At 68.5% G+C, this 18,472-nt stretch carries 14 protein-coding genes; 7 read left to right on the top strand and 7 right to left on the bottom strand.

The window, feature by feature from the left end:
• Positions 1 to 79 precede the first annotated feature (79 nt).
• Entirely contained in the window at positions 80 to 1,159 is a 1,080-nt protein-coding gene (locus WS61_RS26410) for a porin (protein ID WP_059504892.1), read from the top strand.
• A gap of 177 nt (positions 1,160 to 1,336) precedes the next feature.
• Here the strand turns inward: WS61_RS26410 and WS61_RS26405 are convergent, their stop codons facing one another.
• Both WS61_RS26405 and WS61_RS26400 read right to left on the bottom strand, forming a co-directional pair.
• Entirely contained in the window at positions 1,337 to 1,675 is a 339-nt protein-coding gene (locus tag WS61_RS26405; RefSeq protein WP_006398637.1) for a P-II family nitrogen regulator, read from the bottom strand.
• 83 nt (positions 1,676 to 1,758) lie between these two features.
• Positions 1,759 to 3,468 (bottom strand): NAD+ synthase, encoded by a 1,710-nt coding sequence (locus WS61_RS26400; RefSeq protein WP_059504862.1) that lies wholly within the window; start codon positions 3,466 to 3,468, stop codon positions 1,759 to 1,761.
• Between the two features lie 109 nt (positions 3,469 to 3,577).
• On the opposite strand from WS61_RS26400, the gene WS61_RS26395 reads away from it, so the two are divergent.
• Positions 3,578 to 4,756: a GNAT family N-acetyltransferase gene (locus WS61_RS26395; RefSeq protein WP_059504855.1), complete on the top strand. Its 1,179-nt coding sequence runs from the start codon at positions 3,578 to 3,580 to the stop codon at positions 4,754 to 4,756.
• A gap of 71 nt (positions 4,757 to 4,827) precedes the next feature.
• Here WS61_RS26395 and WS61_RS26390 read toward each other — a convergent pair whose 3' ends face one another.
• On the bottom strand, positions 4,828 to 7,074 hold the full coding sequence (locus tag WS61_RS26390) for a glycoside hydrolase family 3 C-terminal domain-containing protein (protein ID WP_059504852.1): 2,247 nt from the start codon (positions 7,072 to 7,074) through the stop codon (positions 4,828 to 4,830).
• Positions 7,075 to 7,226: 152 nt separating this feature from the next.
• Between WS61_RS26390 and WS61_RS26385 the strand changes: the two genes are divergently transcribed.
• Together WS61_RS26385 and WS61_RS26380 are read left to right on the top strand one after the other, a co-directional pair.
• A complete protein-coding gene (locus WS61_RS26385; protein WP_059504849.1) occupies positions 7,227 to 8,261 on the top strand; it encodes an AraC family transcriptional regulator in 1,035 nt (344 codons plus the stop codon).
• 49 nt (positions 8,262 to 8,310) lie between these two features.
• A complete protein-coding gene (locus WS61_RS26380; protein WP_059504848.1) occupies positions 8,311 to 9,144 on the top strand; it encodes a GIY-YIG nuclease family protein in 834 nt (277 codons plus the stop codon).
• Positions 9,145 to 9,196: 52 nt separating this feature from the next.
• On the opposite strand, the gene ppa is transcribed toward WS61_RS26380, so the two are convergent.
• On the bottom strand, positions 9,197 to 9,724 hold the full coding sequence (gene ppa / locus WS61_RS26375; RefSeq protein ID WP_059504845.1) for an inorganic diphosphatase: 528 nt from the start codon (positions 9,722 to 9,724) through the stop codon (positions 9,197 to 9,199).
• 386 nt (positions 9,725 to 10,110) lie between these two features.
• Between ppa and WS61_RS26370 the strand changes: the two genes are divergently transcribed.
• The 3 genes from WS61_RS26370 to WS61_RS26360 all read left to right on the top strand — a co-directional run bounded on the left by WS61_RS26370 (position 10,111) and on the right by WS61_RS26360 (position 13,965).
• A complete protein-coding gene (locus WS61_RS26370) occupies positions 10,111 to 11,550 on the top strand; it encodes an aldehyde dehydrogenase family protein (protein WP_059504843.1) in 1,440 nt (479 codons plus the stop codon).
• A 203-nt stretch (positions 11,551 to 11,753) separates the two neighbouring features.
• Positions 11,754 to 12,512, top strand: a complete 759-nt coding sequence (locus WS61_RS26365) for an SDR family oxidoreductase (RefSeq protein ID WP_059504841.1) — start codon at positions 11,754 to 11,756, stop codon at positions 12,510 to 12,512.
• A 148-nt stretch (positions 12,513 to 12,660) separates the two neighbouring features.
• Positions 12,661 to 13,965: an MFS transporter gene (locus tag WS61_RS26360; RefSeq protein WP_034208110.1), complete on the top strand. Its 1,305-nt coding sequence runs from the start codon at positions 12,661 to 12,663 to the stop codon at positions 13,963 to 13,965.
• Between the two features lie 257 nt (positions 13,966 to 14,222).
• On the opposite strand, the gene WS61_RS26355 is transcribed toward WS61_RS26360, so the two are convergent.
• From WS61_RS26355 to hemC, 3 genes are read right to left on the bottom strand one after another with little or no spacing between them, the layout of a single operon-like run.
• Positions 14,223 to 15,410 carry a heme biosynthesis protein HemY gene (locus WS61_RS26355; protein ID WP_059504839.1) on the bottom strand — a complete coding sequence of 396 codons (1,188 nt, stop codon included), beginning with the start codon at positions 15,408 to 15,410 and terminating at the stop codon, positions 14,223 to 14,225.
• Between the two features lie 2 nt (positions 15,411 to 15,412).
• Positions 15,413 to 17,383 carry a fused uroporphyrinogen-III synthase HemD/membrane protein HemX gene (hemDX, locus tag WS61_RS26350; protein ID WP_059504838.1) on the bottom strand — a complete coding sequence of 657 codons (1,971 nt, stop codon included), beginning with the start codon at positions 17,381 to 17,383 and terminating at the stop codon, positions 15,413 to 15,415.
• On the bottom strand, positions 17,383 to 18,387 hold the full coding sequence (gene hemC, locus WS61_RS26345) for a hydroxymethylbilane synthase (RefSeq protein ID WP_059504836.1): 1,005 nt from the start codon (positions 18,385 to 18,387) through the stop codon (positions 17,383 to 17,385). Before hemC ends, hemDX begins: the two co-directional genes overlap by 1 nt.
• Positions 18,388 to 18,472: the final 85 nt, after the last annotated feature.

Raw genomic sequence — 18,472 nt, 5'->3', positions numbered from 1 at the left:
TTATCCCGCTTTTGCCCGGCGCTCGCGCTCCGGGCATCTCGTGCAGTCTGGGTTGACTTTTTGACAGGGTATGGAGGAGATGATGAAGAAAGCTTTGGTCGCGGCCGCGCTGATGGCTGCTGGGGTGGTGACGGCGCACGCGCAGAGCAGCGTCACGCTGTATGGCCGCCTGGATGCAGGCATCGAGTACATGAACGGCCTGCAGAACGGCCACCAAGTGCGCGCGGAAAGCGGCGACTGGGGCACGAGCCTGTGGGGCTTGAAGGGCAGCGAAGACATCGGCGGCGGCAACAAGATCCTGTTCCACCTCGAAGGCGCGTTCAACACGATGACGGGCGGCTTCAGCGGCTCGATCTGGGATCGTTTCGCGACCGTCGGTATCTCCAACGACCGTTACGGTACGCTGCTGTTGGGTCGCGAACTCGCGATCGCCAACGGCGTGTGGGACTTCGACCCGTTCGGCCAGTCGGCATGGTCGACGGCCTCGCTGGTGCGCGGCCGTAACTGGAACAAGACCAGCAACAACGTGTCGTACCAGTCGCCGTCGCTCTACGGCCTCGACTTCTACGGCCAGTTCTCGTTCTCGAACTCGACCAGCTTCAACGGCAACACGACGGCCGGCCAACCGGGCCGTGCAATGGGCGCGCAGGTCACCTACACGAACTCGCTGTTCCAGTTGCGCGGCATCTACGACGAAACGCGCGACAGCAACGGCCGCTTCTCGGACGTGTTCAACTACTCGCGTGAATACTTCGCGGGCGTGAACGTGTTCCTCGGCCAGTTCAAGGTTCAGGCGGCCTACCAGGCATCGCGCGCCGACGGCAGCGGTGGCCCGGCAGTGAACGCCGGCGTGACGGGTACGCAACAGGTGTGGGGCGGCGTGACGTGGCAAGCAACGCCGGCAGCGGCGCTGATCGCAGCCGTGTATCACGTGAATGCGAACCACGGCGGCGGCAACGCGAACATCTACACGGTCGGCGGCTCGTACAACATCTCGAAGCGCACGCTGTTCGACCTGCAGGTCGCGACGGTGCGCAACAGCAAGAACGCGAACTTCGGCCTGAACGCGAACGGCGCCGGTACGGCCGTGTCGACGGGCAACCCGAATCCGGGCGGCAGCCAGACCGGCGTCTACGCCGGCATCCAGCACCTGTTCTGATCAGACGCCGTCAAAGAACGATTCGACAACACTTTCCACGCTGCTGCGAGAGGCGCGTATCGGTGCGGTACCCAACCGGGTATCCGCACCGTTTTTTCTTGGGCGGCGGGTTCGTGCGACCGCGGCGCGCGCTCGGCCGAAGCGGCCGCGCGTGACCGAACGGCGCGAACGCGGCGCTCAGACGGCCGCTTCGTTCTCCTCGCCGGTGCGAATGCGGATCACGCGCTCGACGTCCGACACGAAGATCTTGCCGTCGCCGATCTTGCCGGTGCGCGCCGCACCGATCACCGCGTCGATCACCTGATCGACCTGCGCTTCGGCGACGACCACCTCGATCTTCATCTTCGGCAGGAAGTCGACGACGTATTCGGCGCCGCGATACAGCTCCGTATGGCCCTTCTGGCGACCGAAGCCCTTCACTTCCGTCACGGTCAGGCCCGTGAGACCCACTTCGGCGAGCGCTTCGCGGACTTCGTCCAGCTTGAACGGCTTGATGATGGCGGTGATGCGTTTCATGATGGGTGTCCCTCAATGCTCGTTTGGATGAAAAATCGCGTTCCCGATTGTAAGCCGGCGGGCCGCATCCGGCCCAGCATCGCTCAATCGAGCCGTTCGGTAAAGCGTGATGTAATCGGGTAGCGCCAGTCGCGCCCGAATGCGCGATGCGTGACGCGGATGCCGATCGGCGCCTGGCGGCGCTTGTATTCGTTGATCTTGATGAGCCGCGTCACACGCTCGACGTCGGCCCGCGCGTAGCCGGCCGCGACGATCTCGGCGAGCGGCCGGTCCTCTTCCATGTACATCCGCATGATCGCGTCGAGCACGTCGTACGGCGGCAGGCTATCCTGGTCGGTCTGGTTCTCGCGCAACTCGGCCGACGGCGCGCGCGTCAGGATCCGTTCGGGAATCACGTCGCGCAGCCCGTAATCGGCCGTTTCGTTGCGATAGCGGCACAGCCGGCACACGAGCGTCTTCGCGATGTCCTTGATCACCGCGAAACCGCCGGCCATGTCGCCGTACAGCGTGCAGTAGCCGACCGCCATCTCGCTCTTGTTGCCGGTCGTCAGCACGATCGAGCCGAACTTGTTCGACAGCGCCATCAGCAGCGTGCCGCGGATGCGTGCCTGGATGTTCTCCTCCGTCGCATCTTCCGCGCGGCCCGCGAACTCGCCCGCGAGCGCGGCGCGGAAGGCATCGAACATCGGCGCGATCGCGATCTCGTCGTAGCGCACGCCGACGCGCCGCGCCATCTCCGCCGCGTCCGTCGTCGAGATGTCGGCCGTGAAGCGCGACGGCATCATCACCGCGCGCACGCGCTCGGGCCCGAGCGCATCGCACGCGACGGCCAGCACCAGCGCCGAATCGACGCCGCCCGACAGCCCGATCAACACGCCGGGAAAGCCGTTCTTGCCGATGTAGTCGCGCACGCCGGTGACGAGCGCGCGATACACCTGCGCGTGAGTCGACAGCTCGGGCGCGATCACACCAGGCAGCGGCCGGGCGCCGTCGAATTCGACGATCGCGTGCCCTTCGTCGAACTGCGGCATCCTCGCGACGAGCGCACCCTGCGCGTCGAGCACGAACGAACCGCCGTCGAACACGAGTTCGTCCTGGCCGCCGACGAGGTTCACGTACACCATCGGCAGCCCGGTCTCGCGAATCCGCGCGCGCAGGATGTCGATGCGCACCGCTTCCTTGTTCATGTGATACGGCGAGCCGTTCGGGATCAGCAGCACCTGCGCGCCGGCCGCCTTCGCGATCTGCGCGGCCGACGCATGCCACGCGTCCTCGCAGATGATCACGCCGTATTTCACGCCGTTCAGCTCGAACACGAGCGGCTCGGTGTCGGTCGCGAAATAGCGCTTCTCGTCGAACACCTCGGCGTTCGGCAGATCCTGCTTGCGGTAGGTGCCGACGATCTCGCCGCCGACGATCAGCGACACCGCGTTGAAGGTGTCGGTGGGCGGCACGCCGCGCTCGATCGGGCGGTTTGCATTACCATCGACGGCTGACGCGCTGCCCGCACCGCCGCCCGGCCCCCGCAACGGATGGCCGACCAGCACCGCGAGCCCGTCGAACGCCTTCAGTGCGTCGGCGAGCGCGTCGAGCGCGGCGGCCGCCGCCGCGTAGAACGCGGGCCGCAGCAGCAGGTCTTCGGGCGGATAGCCGGACAGCACGAGTTCGGGTGCGACCATCAATTGCGCACCATCGTTGTGCGCGGCACGCGCGGCCGCGACGATGCGCGCGACGTTGCCGGCGAAATCGCCGACGGTGGCGTTGATCTGGGCGAGAGCGAGTCGGGTCTTCATGGCGGGATCGGCGCAACCCGGCGGCGCGCCTTGAACGGCTGACGAAATCGACCCGGGCGCGGGCCATGGCGGCCCGCACCCGGCAACATCCAACGGTACGGATTCACGCTTGAAACACGAACGCATCGATTATCGCACGGGCATCCTGTCGTCCCCCGCCGAGGTGCCGGCCGACGAATGGAACGCGCTGCTCGCGCGCGACGCGCAGCCCACGCCGTTCCTGCGCCACGAATTCCTCGACGCACTGCACGTCGCGCGCTGCGCGGTGGACGACACCGGCTGGTCGCCGCACTTCGTCACGCTGACCGACCCGCGCACCGGCCGCCTCGCGGCCGCCGCCCCCGTCTATGCGAAACAGCATTCGTACGGCGAATACGTGTTCGACTGGGCGTGGGCCGACGCGTACCAGCGCAACGACCTGCCCTATTACCCGAAGCTGCTGTGCGCGGTGCCGTTCACACCGGTGCAGGGCACGCGGCTGCTCGCGGCCGACGACGACGCGCGCCGCCGGCTCGCGGCCACGCTGCTCGCGTTCGCCGAGCAGAGCGACGTGTCGTCGCTGCACGTGCTGTTCCCGACCGGCGACGAAGCGCGGCTCCTCGAATCGATGGGCATGATGCTGCGCGAAGGCGTGCAGTTCCACTGGCTCAACGACGGCTACCGCCACTTCGACGATTTCCTCGGCACGCTCGAGCAGAAGAAGCGCAAGAACATCCGCGCGGAGCGGCGCAAGGTGCACGACGCGGGCGTGACCTTCCGGCGGCTCACCGGCGATCGAATCACCGACGCCGACTGGCGCTTCTTCTCGCGCTGCTATCGACAGACCTACCGCGAGCACTATTCGAGCCCGTACCTGAACCTCGACTTCTTCCGCACGATCGGCGCGACGATGCCGGAGAACCTGCTGCTCGTGATCGCGGAAGCCGACGGCCGGCCGATCGCGAGCGCGCTCGCCGTGTACCGGCGCGGCGAACGCGGCGGCGGCACGCTGTACGGCCGCTACTGGGGGGCGATCGAGCACGTGCCCTGCCTGCATTTCGAAACGGCCTACTACCAGTTGCTCGAGTTCTGCATCGAGGCCGGGCTCGACACGTTCGAGGGCGGCGCGCAGGGCGAGCACAAGCTCGCTCGCGGTTTCCTGCCGACCGTCACGCACTCCGCGCACTGGCTCGCGCATCCGGCTTTTTCCGACGCGGTCGCGCGCTTTCTCGAACGCGAGACCGAGCATATCCACGCGTACGTCGACGAACTGCGCGAGCACGATCCGTTTCGGCGCGGCGCCGGCTAGCGTCATCCCGCGCACCGGCATGCGGCGAAGCCACGCATGGGCTCGCCGCATGCCGCACGGCCGCCGCCGGCTCAGTGCGCGGCGAGCGTCACCGTCTGCGACAGCGCCTGCGGGTCGCGCGACGACGCGGCCGCCGACAGCCCGTAGCTGCCCGCGCCGATCCGCCATGCGTGCGCGCTCGCATCCCACACCGCGAAGCGCTGCGCCGGCACCGCGACGCTGACCGTGCGCGCCTCGCCCGGCTGCAGCGCGACCTTGGTCCAGCCGACGAGCCGCTTCGGCGGCTCGCCGAGCGACGCGGGCAGCGCCGCGTAGATCTGCACCGTATGCGTACCGGCGCGCGCCCCGGTATTCGTCACCGTCACGCCGACCGTCACGTTGCCGGCGGCGTCGGCCTGCGCGGACATCGCCGACAACGCATACGTCGTGTACGACAGCCCGTAGCCGAACGGGAACAGCGGCTCGATCGCCTTCGCGTCGAACCAGCGATAGCCGTACGCGAGCCCTTCCGCATAAACGTTCTGCAGGTTCGACGGATCGATCGTCGGCTGCGGCAGATCGGCCTCCTGCTTCGGGAACGTCAGCGGCAGCCGGCCCGACGGATTCGCGTCGCCGAACAGCAGATCGGCGATCGCCTGGCCGCCTTGCGCGCCCGGATACCACACGTCCAGCACGCCATGCACGTTCGCGAGCCACGGCATCAGCACCGGGCTGCCGTTCTCGAGCACGACGATCACGCGCCTGGCCTTCGCGGCGACCGCGGCGATCAGTGCGTTCTGGTCGTATTGCTGGTTGTACGGGTCCGCCTTCGCATCGGGCAGCGACAGGCTCGCAAGGTCGAGCCCTTCCGTCTGCCACTGCGTGGCGAACACGATCGCGACATCGGCCTGTGCGGCCGCGCTCGCCGCGGCATTCGCGTCGGTGCCGTCGAGATAGCTGACCGACGCGCTCGGCGCCTTCGCGCGAATCGCCGCGAGCGGCGCGGACTTGTACCAGGTCGCGCAGCCGCCGAACAGCATGTCGGCCGGTTGTTGGCAGGACGTCACCGCGTTGCCGTCGATCGCCGGCACCGCCCCGGAGCCGCCGCCCGACAGCACGCCCGCGTCCGCATGGCCGCCAATCACGACGACCGACTTGAGCGCACCGGCGGCGAGCGGCAGCACCGGCTGCGTGTCGCCCGGCGCGGCCGCGTTCTTCAGCAGCACCGCCGCCTGCCGTGCGATCGCGAGCGCATCGGCATTGCCGGCGGCTTCGTCGATCGCGCCGCCCGGCTTCGGCGGCGCGTCCATCACGCCGATACGGATCAGCGTGCGCAGCTTGCGCTGCACCATGTCGTTCAGCCGCGCGACCGACACGCTGCCGGCCTGCAGCGCCGCGCGCAGCTTCGAATTGAAGTACGAGCCGAGCGGCGCGTTGCCGTCGTCGGCCGCGCCCGGCTGCTCTTCGTCCAGCCCGGCCTGCACGGCCGCGACCGTCGAGTGCGTCGCGCCCCAGTCGGACTGCACGACGCCCTTGAAACCCCACTCGTTCTTCAGCACCGTCGTCAGCAAATACGGGTTCTCGCACGCATATACGCCGTTCAGCTTGTTGTACGAGCACATCACGTTGCCCGGCTGGCCGTCCTTCACGCCGATCTCGAACGCGAGCAGTTCCGCCTCGCGCATGGTTCGCTCGTCGACGACCGAATCGACCGTCATCCGGTTGGTTTCCTGGTCGTTGAACGCGAAATGCTTGATCGTCGCGATCACCTTCTGCGCCTGCGTGGCCTGCGTGCGCGCGGCGCTCAGCGTGCCCGCGAGCACCGGATCCTCGCCCATGTATTCGAAGGTGCGGCCGTTGCGCGGCTCGCGCGCGAGGTTCACGCCCCCGCCGAGCCCCTCCGCGAAACCGAGCGCACGCAGCTCGAGCGCGATGCGCGTGCCGTAGGCGCCCGCGAGCGCCGGGTCCCACGTCGCCGCAAGCGCGACCGGCGCGGGCAGCGCGGTGACGCGTGCGTTCTTCACGTTCACGCCGCCCGCCGAATCGGCGCTGCTGACCGCCGGAATGCCGAGCCGCGGCACGCCCGGGATATAGCTCGCGCCGTTCAGCGCATCGGCCGGAAACGGGCCGCCCAGGCCGAGCGCCGGCATGCCGGTGCCATGCACGAGCTGCAGCTTTTCGTCGGTCGTCAGTTGCGCGACGAGGGCCGCCGCGCGCTGGTCGGCTGCCGCGTCGGGGTCGGTCGGGGCGTGAATGTCGTCGCCGCCGCACGATGCGAGCAACACCGTGAGCGCGCATGCGCACGCAATCGTCGAATACCGGAACAGCGAAGTTTTCATTGATCCTCCAGAATCGTTCTGTTAGTACTTGTCGTCTCACTCCAGCGTCCAAGTCTAAAAATCGACCGGTCACCACGCTTGACCGGCAGGAGCATGCGTTGACCTCTCGCAGCGGGGACAAACCCGAACGGCATGACGACAGGGAGACAGACATGGAGTTGCAACGGAAATCGGTATCCGTCCGGATCTACCGCTGGCTGTGCGAAGACGCGCGTGCGAACGGCATCGATCCCGCACCGCTTTACGAAACGCTCGGCATCGGGCCGGCCGAGCTCGCCGACGACACGCGCCGCATCGCGGGCGACCGGCACGTGGCCGCGATGCAGCTGACGAGCGGCTGGCCGCTGTCGTGGCATCGCCCGCCGCCGCAGGTCGTGCTGTGGCTCGTGCCGTTTCCCGAACTCGCGGGCATCACGTGCAATGCGGCGACGCTGCGCGACGCGCTGCACGGCTACCTGTACTATCGCGAGCTGATCGGCAACGTCGACTGGGTATTCGCGCACGAGAACGGCGACGCGATCGCGCTCGAGTACGTGAACGAAGGCAACGGCCGGCACGCGGGCAGCGCGTTCGCGAACCTCGCGATCCTCGCGGCGCTCGCGCGCCTGTACGATCCGCACGTGCACGTCGACGACGCCGCATTCGCCGGCCGCGCGTTCGCGCCCGTTGCCGCGTTGCGCGACATGCTCGGCGCACCGGTGTCGTTCGATGCCGCGCACAACCGCATCGTGCTGCGCTCCGCGCACTTCGACACGCCGTTCGAGCGCTACAACGCGCCGCTCGCCGGCATCCAGCGTCATGCGGCCGACGCCGCACGCGAGCGCGTGCGCGCACGTTCGACGTTCGGCGCGTCGGTCGAGCAATGCGTGCGCGACTGGCTGCGCACGTCCGACGACACCGACGTGCCGACCGATACGCTGATGCAGCACGTATGCACGCGCTTCGCGATGTCGCGCTGGACGTTGCGCCGGCGCCTGCATCGCGAAGCGGTCGGTTTTCACGCGCTCGTCGCGCAGGCGCGGCTCGGCGAGGCACGCGACCTGCTGCTCAACACGCGGTTGCCGATCGGCGAGATCGGCGTGCGCGTCGGCTTCCGTTCGACGAGCGCGTTCACGCGCTTCTTCACGCGCGAACTCGGTGCGGCGCCGAGCCGCTTTCGCGACGGGCATGGCGACCGGTGGCGTTGATGCGCATTTTTTCTGAGACACTGGCGGCTTCGCATTCCGCCGCTCTGCCATGTCCTGGTTCCTGTATCTGATCGAATGCGCCGACGACAGCGTCTACACGGGCATCACGACCGATGTCGCCGCGCGCTTCGACGAACACGCGTCCGGCAAGGGCGCGCGCTACACGCGCTCGCGCAAGCCGCGCGCGGTGCTCGCGTCGTTTCCGCTGCCCGACCGGTCGAGCGCGTCGCGCGCCGAATACTGGGTGAAGCGGCTCACGCCCGCGAAAAAGCGCGAGCTGGCGGCCGGTTTGCGGACGCTGGAATCGGTGTTGCCGGCGGCGATCGCGCTCGACGAAAGCGGCGACACGGCCGGGACGAACGCGATGGGGCGCGGGCGGAAGAAAAGGAAGGCGGAAAACGTCGACGATGCGCAGAAGACGGCCGCAACGGAGGCGGCCACCGCGAAAAGGGCGAAAACCGGGAAACGTGCCGGATCCGCAACGGCCGCGAAGCCTGCGAAGGGCAAACAAGCGTCGAAGTCGACGAAGGCAAATAAAGCCGCGCCGGACGCGAAACATGCAAAAACCGACGGCGATGCCGCCGCAAAAAAGACCGCGTCGCGTGGCACACCGGTAAAAAAGGCACGCTCGCCCTCGTCCACGCAGTCGAAAAGAAAGGCCCCGGCTGCCGCCGCAGCGGCCGCGAACGTACGCGAAGACGCCGCTTGCGCATCGGGCCGGCGCCGACCGGCGGCCACGAAAGCCGCCGCGGCGATCGCTCCAGCCGTTGCCCCGCCGCGCGCGAAACGCGCGAAGCCGGCACCGGCCACCCCACTGCCGCCCGTCTCCCCGTCCACCCGCAGGAAAACCGTGCGCGCAAAACAAAACCGCGCGGTCTCCTGAAGAGACACGCGCGGTTCGTTCCGTACGCGCCGGCCGTCGGCCGGCACGCCGCTTACTTCTTGTAGTTCGCGGCGCCGTCGGCGATTTCCTTGTGCGCGGCTTCGATGCCGGCCCAGCCTTCGACCTTCACCCACTTGCCCTTCTCGAGCGCCTTGTATTGCTCGAAGAAGTGCTTGATCTGGTCCTTCAGGTACTCGGGCACGTCGTCGATCGTCTTCAGGTTCGCCGTCATCGGGCAGATCTTGTCGTGCGGCACCGCGATCAGCTTCGCGTCGACGCCCGATTCGTCCGTCATCTGCAGCATGCCGAGCACGCGCGAACGCACGATCGAGCCGGCCAGCAGCGGGAACGGCGTGATCACCAGCACGTCGACCGGATCGCCGTCGCCCGACAGCGTCTGCGGGATGTAGCCGTAGTTCACCGGATAGCGCATGCCCGTGCCGATGAAGCGGTCGACGACGAGAAGGCCCAGTTCCTTGTCCGCCTCGTACTTCACCGGATCGCTTTGCGCGGGAATCTCGATGATCACGTTGAAATCTTGCGGCAGGTCCTTGCCGGCCGGAACATGATTGAAGCTCATGAGCACTCTCTGTAGGTCGATGGGAATTCGGGACAGGGCGCCTTGGCCGATGCACCGCCACGGGCGTCCCCCAAAAGGAATGCGCCATTATAGCCAATCGACCGGTGGCGTCCGGATGACGATCGGCGCGATAATCGTTCCGGATGTCCGGCCGTCGAACCGGCGGCGTTGCACGTCGACGATAAAGCACGGGATCCGGGCAAGCGCCACAGCGCCAGTTCGGGTCGACCGCGTTGCATGACGCCCAACCAAGCGCTAAAGCGCTAACTTGAGTCGACCGCGTTGCATGGGACCCAAGTAAGCGCTAATGCGCTAACTTGGGTCGACCGCGATGCATGGGACCCAAGTAAGCGCTAAAGCGCTAACTTGGGTCGACAGGAGCAGGCATGGAAGAGGCGAAGCACTTCATCGCGGGCGAATGGACGTTGCCCGCGCAACTGGAAACCATCGCGGTCATCGATCCGTCCGACGGCCAGCCGTTCGCGACGATCGCGCGCGGCACGGCGCCCGACATCGAACGCGCGGTCGCCGCGGCGCGCGACGCATTCGCAGGCCCGTGGGGCGCCGCGAGCGCCGCCGAACGCGGCCGCGTGCTGATGCGGCTGTCGGCTCGCGTGGCCGACCATCTCGACGAACTCGCCGCGATCGAGGCGCGCGACACCGGCAAGCCGCTGAAGCAGGCGCGCGCCGATGCAGCCGCGCTCGCGCGCTACTTCGAGTTCTACGCGGGCGCCGCCGACAAGCTGCATGGCGAAACCCTCCCCTATCAGGCCGGATACACGGTGCTGACGGTGCGCGAGCCGCACGGCGTCACGGGCCATATCGTGCCGTGGAACTACCCGATGCAGATCTTCGGGCGCAGCGTCGGCGCGGCGCTCGCAGCCGGCAACGCCTGCGTGGTCAAGCCGGCCGAGGACGCGTGCCTGTCCGTGCTGCGCGTCGCCGAGCTGGCCGCCGAAGCCGGGCTGCCGGCCGGCGCGCTCAACGTCGTCACCGGCTACGGCCATGAAGCGGGCGCCGCGCTCGCACGCCATCCGGGCATCGACCACATCTCGTTTACGGGCTCCCCAGCCACCGGCAAGCTGGTCACGCAGATGGCGGCCGAGAACCACGTGCCGGTCACGCTCGAACTCGGCGGCAAGTCGCCGCAGATCGTGTTCGCCGATGCCGATCTCGACGCGGCGCTGCCCGTACTCGTGTCCGCGATCGTGCAGAACGGCGGGCAAACCTGCTCGGCCGGCAGCCGCGTGCTGATCGAGCGCGCGGTGTACGAGCCGCTCGTCGAGCGCCTCGCCACCGCGTTCAACGGGCTGCGCGTCGGCCCGAGCCGCGCCGATCTCGACTGCGGCCCGCTGATCAACGCGAAGCAGCAGCAACGCGTGTGGGATTTCCTGTCCGACGCGCAGCACGACGGCATTCCGATGGCCGCGCACGGGCAGGTCGTCGCCGACGCGCCCGAAAGCGGCTTCTACCAGGCGCCCGCGCTGTTGCGCGACGTGCCGCCGTCGCATCGGCTCGCGCAGGAGGAAGTGTTCGGCCCCGTGCTCGCGGCGATGCGTTTCGTCGACGAGGACGAAGCCGTCGCGCTCGCGAACGGCACGCCGTACGGCCTCGTCGCGGGCATCTGGACACGCGACGGCGCACGCCAGATGCGGCTTGCGCGGCGCCTGCGCGCGGGCCAGGTGTTCATCAACAACTATGGCGCGGGCGGCGGCGTCGAGTTGCCGTTCGGCGGCGTCGGCCATTCGGGCCACGGCCGCGAGAAAGGTTTCGAGGCGCTTTACGGCTTCACCGCGCTCAAGACGATCGCGATCCGGCACGGCTGAACGCACGGCGCGCGACAGCCGGCAGGCAGCGCCCGGCCGCCTGCCGACGCACGACGACTCTCATGACCAGCACAGCTGCGATTCGAGCTCGATGGCTCGCAGGAGACACACGCTGTGCCATGGCCGCCAACCGGTCAGGCAGCCCGCCTCACGGCGGCCACAACTGAAGTTCGAAGCAAATCGAAGATATAAGGAGACACACCATGCGGTTGAGCGGCAAGACGGCCATCGTCACGGGCGGCGGCTCGGGGTTCGGCGAAGGCATCGCGAAGACGTATGCGCGCGAAGGCGCGAACGTCGTCGTCAACGACCTGAACGGCGCGGCGGCCGAGCGCGTCGCGAGCGAGATCGCGCTCGCGGGCGGCAAGGCGATCGCGGCGGCCGGCGACGTATCGAAAGAGGACGACTGGCGCGCGCTGCTGCAGGCGGCGCTCGACGATTTCCATGCGGTGCAGATCGTCGTGAACAACGCCGGCACCACGCACCGCAACAAGCCCGTGCTCGACGTGACGGAAGCCGAATTCGACCGCGTGTACGCGGTCAACATGAAGAGCCTGTTCTGGTGCGTGCAGACCTTCGTGCCGTACTTCCGCGCACAGGGCGGCGGCGTGCTCGTGAACGTCGCGTCGACGGCCGGCGTGCGGCCGCGCCCGGGCCTCGTCTGGTACAACAGCACGAAGGGCGCGATGATCACCGCGAGCAAGTCGCTCGCGGCCGAGCTCGGCGCCGACCGCATCCGCGTGAACTGCATCAACCCGGTACTCGGCGAAACCGCGTTGATGACGGAATTCATGGGCTGCGAGGACACCCCGGAAAATCGCCGCCGCTTCCTCGCGACGATCCCGCTCGGCCGCTTCTCGACGCCGCAGGACATCGCGAACGCCGCGCTGTACCTTGCGTCCGACGAAGCCGAATTCATCACGGGCGTCTGCCTCGAAGTCGACGGCGGGCGTTGCATCTAGCCGTACCGGGCATCACGGTTATTCCGTCTTGCTTCGCACGAAACCGGCTTGGACGCGCCGCTGCGTCTGCGCCGGCCAACTACAACGACGGTGGCGCACGGGATCCGGATAACCGCTCGAGCGCCCACTCTGATCGACAGGAGACAACATGGCAACATCGACGCAGTCGCTGCCGGGCTCGTCCGGCGCATTCGAGGAAGCAACCTACCGCAAGGTGTCGTGGCGACTCGTGCCGCTCCTGCTGCTGTGCTACGTGGTCGCGTATCTCGACCGCGTGAACGTCGGGTTCGCGAAGCTGCAGATGGCGAGCGACCTGAACCTGAGCGATACCGTGTACGGGCTCGGCGCCGGGATCTTCTTCTTCGGCTATTTCCTGTTCGAGGTGCCGAGCAACATCATCCTGCACCGCGTCGGCGCACGCGTCTGGATCGCCCGCATCATGGCGACGTGGGGCGTGATCTCGATCCTGACGATGTTCGTCACGACGCCCGCGATGTTCTACGTGATGCGCTTCCTGCTCGGCGTCGCCGAAGCGGGCTTCTTTCCCGGCGTGATCCTCTACCTCACCTACTGGTATCCCGCGCACCGGCGCGGCCGGATGACGACGTTCTTCATGACGGCCGTCGCGCTGTCCGGCGTGATCGGCGGGCCGATCTCGGGCTTCATCCTGAAGGCGTTCGACGGCGTGAGCGGCTGGCACGGCTGGCAATGGCTGTTCCTGCTCGAAGGCATTCCGTCGGTGCTCGCCGGCGTGCTCGTGTTCTTCACGCTCGACGAGCGGATCGCGAAGGCGACGTGGCTGACCGATGAAGAAAAGGCGCTGCTCGCCCGCAACGTCGACGCCGAGGAAGCCACCAAGGAAGACCTGCCGCTCGGCGCGGTGATGTCGAGCCCGCGCGTGTGGCTGATGGCGCTGATCTATTTCTCGTTCGTGATGGGGCTCTACGGCGTCGGCTTCTGGCTGCCGACGATCATCAAGGCGACGGGCGTGACCGATACGATCGTGATCGGCCTGCTGTCGGCGATTCCGTATGCGGCTGCGGTGGTCGCGATGATCCTGATCGCGCGCAGCGCGGACAAGCGCCGCGAACGCCGCTGGCACCTCGCGATTCCGGCCGCGATCGGCGCGCTCGGCCTCGTGCTGTCGGTGATCTGGGCGCACCAGACTGCGCTCGCGATGCTCGGCCTCACGCTCGCGACGATCGGCATCCTGACGACGCTGCCGCTGTTCTGGAGCCTGCCGACCGCGTTCCTCGGCGGCACGGCCGCCGCGGCCGGCATCGCGATGATCAACTCGATCGGCAACCTCGCCGGCTTCCTGAGCCCGTACCTGATGGGCTGGCTCAAGCAGGCGACGGGTGCCAACGATGCGGGCATGTACATGCTGGCCGGGTTCCTCGTGCTCGGCGGGCTGCTCGCGCTGTCGGTGCCGAAGCGGCTCGTCGACAAGTGACGCGCGGCGCGTAAAGGCGCGCCGGACGCGCCGAGCACCAAGCACCGAACACGCCGGTCGACGGCCGCCCCCACGAAACGCCCCGACGCCCGGCACTGCCCGGCCGCCGGGGCGTTTTCGATTCCGGACGGGCAAGACCGCGCCGGCCGGATGCTTCGCCGACCGGATGACGCCGCCATACGTCCGCACGGCCTCGCGACGAACGAAAAAAGCCCCGAAGGCCGATCGGCGTTCGGGGCTTTTACCGCGGCACCGCGTCACACCACGGTGATCGCGAGCGCGCTTTCGCGGTAGTGCTTCGCGGCCTTGTCGGTTTCGCCGAGATGCTCGAACAGACGGGCGAGCGCACGATGCGCCCGCACCTTCAGCGCCTCGTTGTCGGCCAGCTTCAGCGCCGATTCGAGGAACGACTGCGCCTTGCCCCACAACTGCTGCTGCTGGCAGAGACGGCCGAGTGCGAACAGCAGGTCGGCATCTTCCGGATGATCCTTCTTCCAGCCTTCGGCCTTCTGGATCAGCGGCAGCGCATCGGCGCCGGCCGTGTCCGGATAACGGCGCAGCAGGCGCGCATCCCAGTTGTGCGCGAGCGCGTCCTCGACGATGCGGCGCGCTTCGTTGCGGCGCTCGAGCGGCACGAGCAACTCGGCCGCGAGATCGGCCAGACGCGGCGACTGGCGCTCGACCGGCGACAGCGACTGCCACACTTCGAGCAGCGCGTCCGGGTCGTGCCGGCGTTCGCGCAGCAGGTTTTCCGCCGCCTGCTGGCGCAGCCGCACGGCTGCGGCCGGATGCAGCGCCTCGCGCTTTTCGAGCGCCTTCGCAAGCTTCAGCACCTCGGCCCAGTTCTTCAGTTGCTGCTGCGCACGCAACGCGACCTGCTGCGCGTGGATCCGCTTGCCGCCGGCCTGCATGTCGGCCAGCGCGGCGAGCGCACCGTCGGCATCGCGGGCATCCGCGCGCATGTCGGCGGCGGCAAGCAGCCGTGCATCCTGCCATTCGGGCGCGTCGATCTTCGACAACCAGTCGTCGCGGCGCGTGTACTCGTGCATCCGATGCGCGGCGGTGGCCGCGACGAGGCTCGCGGCGCCCAGGTTCGCGTCGACCGACAGCGCTTCGCGCGCGGCCTTCTCCGCACGCGAGAAGCGGCCCGCGTACAGGTTCGCGATCGCATCGCGCAGCGACGCCTGCGCCTTCTCGTTGCGCGAACGCGCGCGATAGGCGGCGACCCGCTGCGGCATGCGCCAGATGTTGCGCACGATGCGCAGCAGCGCGTACACGACGATGAACAGCACGACGATGGCGATCACGAACAGATTCAGCGACACGTCGACCCGGTACGGCGGATAGACGAGCAGCACCTGCCCCGCGTCGAAACGGCCGACGGTGGCGAGCGCGGCGGCGAGCGCGAACAGGACCGCGAGCCAGACGATTCCTCGAAGCGTCATCGTTACCCCCGGCTCTTGAACTGCTGAACGGCGTTCAGGCTCGTGTTCAGGTTCGGCACCGCGACGGTCAGCGATGCGCCGTCAACCTGCTTGAGCAGATCCTCGACGGTCTGCGTGTCCTTCGACGCCTGATCGAAATACTTGCCGAGCGACGCCTGGGCGGCGTGCAGGTCGGCCTTCATCGCGCTGTCGTTGCGCGCCAGCAGCGACAGCCGCGCGGTGAGCAGACGCAACTTCACGTTCTCGCGCACGAAGTAACCCTGGTCGGGCGACGCGAGCATCGCATCCGCGTGGTCGATCCGGCGCACCTGCACGAGGCCCTTCAGTTGCTGACCGAGACCGGCCGAGAAGTCGTGCCACCACACCTTCCAGCGCGGCTCGCCGGCAGCGATCGACGAAGCGGCGTCGGCCGGCGCGGCCTTCGGCGCCGCGTGCGGCACGATCGCCTCGCCCGACAGCGGCAGCGCGTCGATCTTGCCGATCGCATCGTCGAGCTTGATCGCAAGGCCGGTGAGATCGGCTGCCGGCGCGGCCTTCAGCTTCTCGATGTCCTGCGCGAGCGCCTTGCGCACCGTGACGGCCTGTGCGCTCTGCGACGTCGCGAGACGCGCGTCGGCGTTCTGCAGCGCGATCAGCGCGAGCTGCGTGTTGCCGGTCAGCTGAAGCTGCTGGCTCGCGCTCGACAGCATCTGGTCGACTTCCTCGAGCATCCACGCATCGCGGTTGCGCGACAGGTCCTGGTATTGCTGCTGCAGCGCCTGCTGCGCGCTCTGCGCATCGGCGAGCTTGCCGTCGAGCTGCGCGAGCTGCGTGTCGACCTGGTGCGTGCCGGCGAGCGCCTGCTCGGTCTTCATCCGCGTTTCGGCCGCTTGCGCGTCGAGCGCCTTCTGGCGCGCGACGAACGTACCGTCGAGCCGATCGATCTTGCGGTTCAGTGCGTAGCCGCCGACACCCGCCGCGCAGCCGAGCACGACGACGACGAACCACAGCACCGCGCTGCCGCCGCGGCGCGCACGCGGCTCGGGCGCGAGATAAGGAGGGCTGGACGGCGGTGCGGATGCAGCGGCCGGCTGGGAAGCGACGCTTTTGGAATCGTTGGTATCTGTCATGCGTTTAGTCACCGGTGCGGCTGTCGCCGGTTGGACGGCCTCGTCGGCCATCGTTCGAAACGCGCGGACGATGCGCTCATCGCCCGCGCCGGTCAGCGTAATCCTATCAAAACCCAATGCGCGCGCGGTCTGCTCGATCCGCGGGTGCGGCGTCACGAGCGGCGCATGCTTCAGCGCGTCGATCTCGGCGTCGTTCAGGTGGACGCGCGCGAGCTCGTGCAGATTGCGCACGCCTTCCGAGCTCGTGATCAGCCACGCGTGCGGCTGGCCGTCGAGCAGCGCGTGCACGCGCTCCCACGCGCCGACGCGCGGCTCCGGCACGACGCGCCGGTACGCGGCGACGAGCGTGACGTCCGCACCGGCCTCGCGCAGGCGGTCGGCAAGCCATTCGCGTCCGCCGTCGCCGCGCACGATCAGCACGCGCTTGCCCGCCAGCGCCTGCGCGCCGCCGAACGCGGCCTCGATGCTCGCGAACAGGCTTTCCGAATCGTAATGGGGCACGCCGCCGTCGTGCGGGGGCTGCGGCGCGATCACGCGATGCGCGGGCGCCGCGATGCCGTGACGCTCGAGCGCCGCGACGCTGCCGGGCCCGACCACGCCGACCGGCAGCGCGTTCGGCCAGATCGCGCCGTACCGCGCGAGCGCGCGATCGATCGCGTTCGGCGACACGAAAATCACCAGCGCGTAGTCGGCCAGCGCCGCGAACGCGGCGTCGAGCGGCGCCGGATCGTCGACCGGCGCGATGTCGATCAGCGGGAATTCGAGCACGTCGCAACCGGCATCGGCCAGTTGCGACGCAAGCGCGTCGGACTGGCCGTCCGGACGCGTCAGGACAGCGGTGAACGCGCGCGCGCCGCCCGCCATCAGGCGTCGCCCTTGCCCGCGGCCTGCGAGCCCGCGAGCAGCGCCTGGACGATGTCGAGCGCGCCTTGCGCCTCGAGCTCGTCGGATACCGCGCGGCCGAGCGCGAGCGCATCGGCGACGGTCACGACGGCCCCGCACTCCTCGGCCGTCAGCACGCGCTTGCCGTCGGTGGTCGACACGCGGCCCGTCAGGTACAGCTCGCCCGCTCGCCACACCGCGTGCGCGGCGAGCGGCACCTCGCAACTGCCGCCGAGCGCGCGCGACACCATCCGCTCGGCCTCGACCGCGAGCGCGGTCTGCGGGTCGTGCAGCGGCGCGAGCCACGCGGCGACGTCGTCGCGGTGCGCGGCGATCTCGATGCCGAGCGCGCCCTGGCCGGCTGCGGGCGGGCTGGCCTCGACGTCGAGCAGCGTGCGGATCCGCGCTTCGAGACCGAGGCGTTTCAGCCCCGCCGCCGCAAGGATGATCGCCGCGTAGTCGCCGCGGTCGAGTTTCGCGAGACGCGTGTCGAGGTTGCCGCGCAGCGGCAGGACCTCGAGATGCGGATAACGCGAACGCAGCATCGCTTCGCGACGCAGGCTCGACGTGCCGACGACCGCGCCGGCCGGCAACGCATCGAGCGACGCGTAGTCGTTCGACACGAACGCATCGCGCGGGTCCTCGCGTTCCATGATCGCGGCGAGCGAGAAGCCGTCGGGCAGCGCCATCGGCACGTCCTTCAGCGAGTGCACCGCGAGATCGGCGCGGCCGTCGGCCAGCGCGCTCTCCAGTTCCTTCACGAACAGGCCCTTGCCGCCGACCTTCGACAGCGTGCGATCGAGAATCTGATCGCCGCGCGTCGTCATCCCGAGGATTTTCACGTCACAAGCTGGATATAATTTGCGCAGCGCATCACGCACATGTTCGGCTTGCCACATCGCCAGGCGGCTCTCGCGCGAAGCGATCGTCAACGTCGCGGGCGGCCGTGCCTGTTGCGGCCCGGCCGCGGGGGTCTCGGAATTCATTGCTGGAACATCGAAGGACGGGATTGAAGACCGAACAATGGTAGCACGCACGCCCCGGCGGCCCGAGCCCGGAGCCTGCGCCCGG

The organism is Burkholderia sp. ABCPW 11 (assembly GCF_001523445.1).
Lineage (GTDB): Bacteria > Pseudomonadota > Gammaproteobacteria > Burkholderiales > Burkholderiaceae > Burkholderia.
The sequence above is the reverse complement of the archived record's forward strand: the minus strand, read 5'-3'. Positions and strand labels throughout refer to the sequence as shown.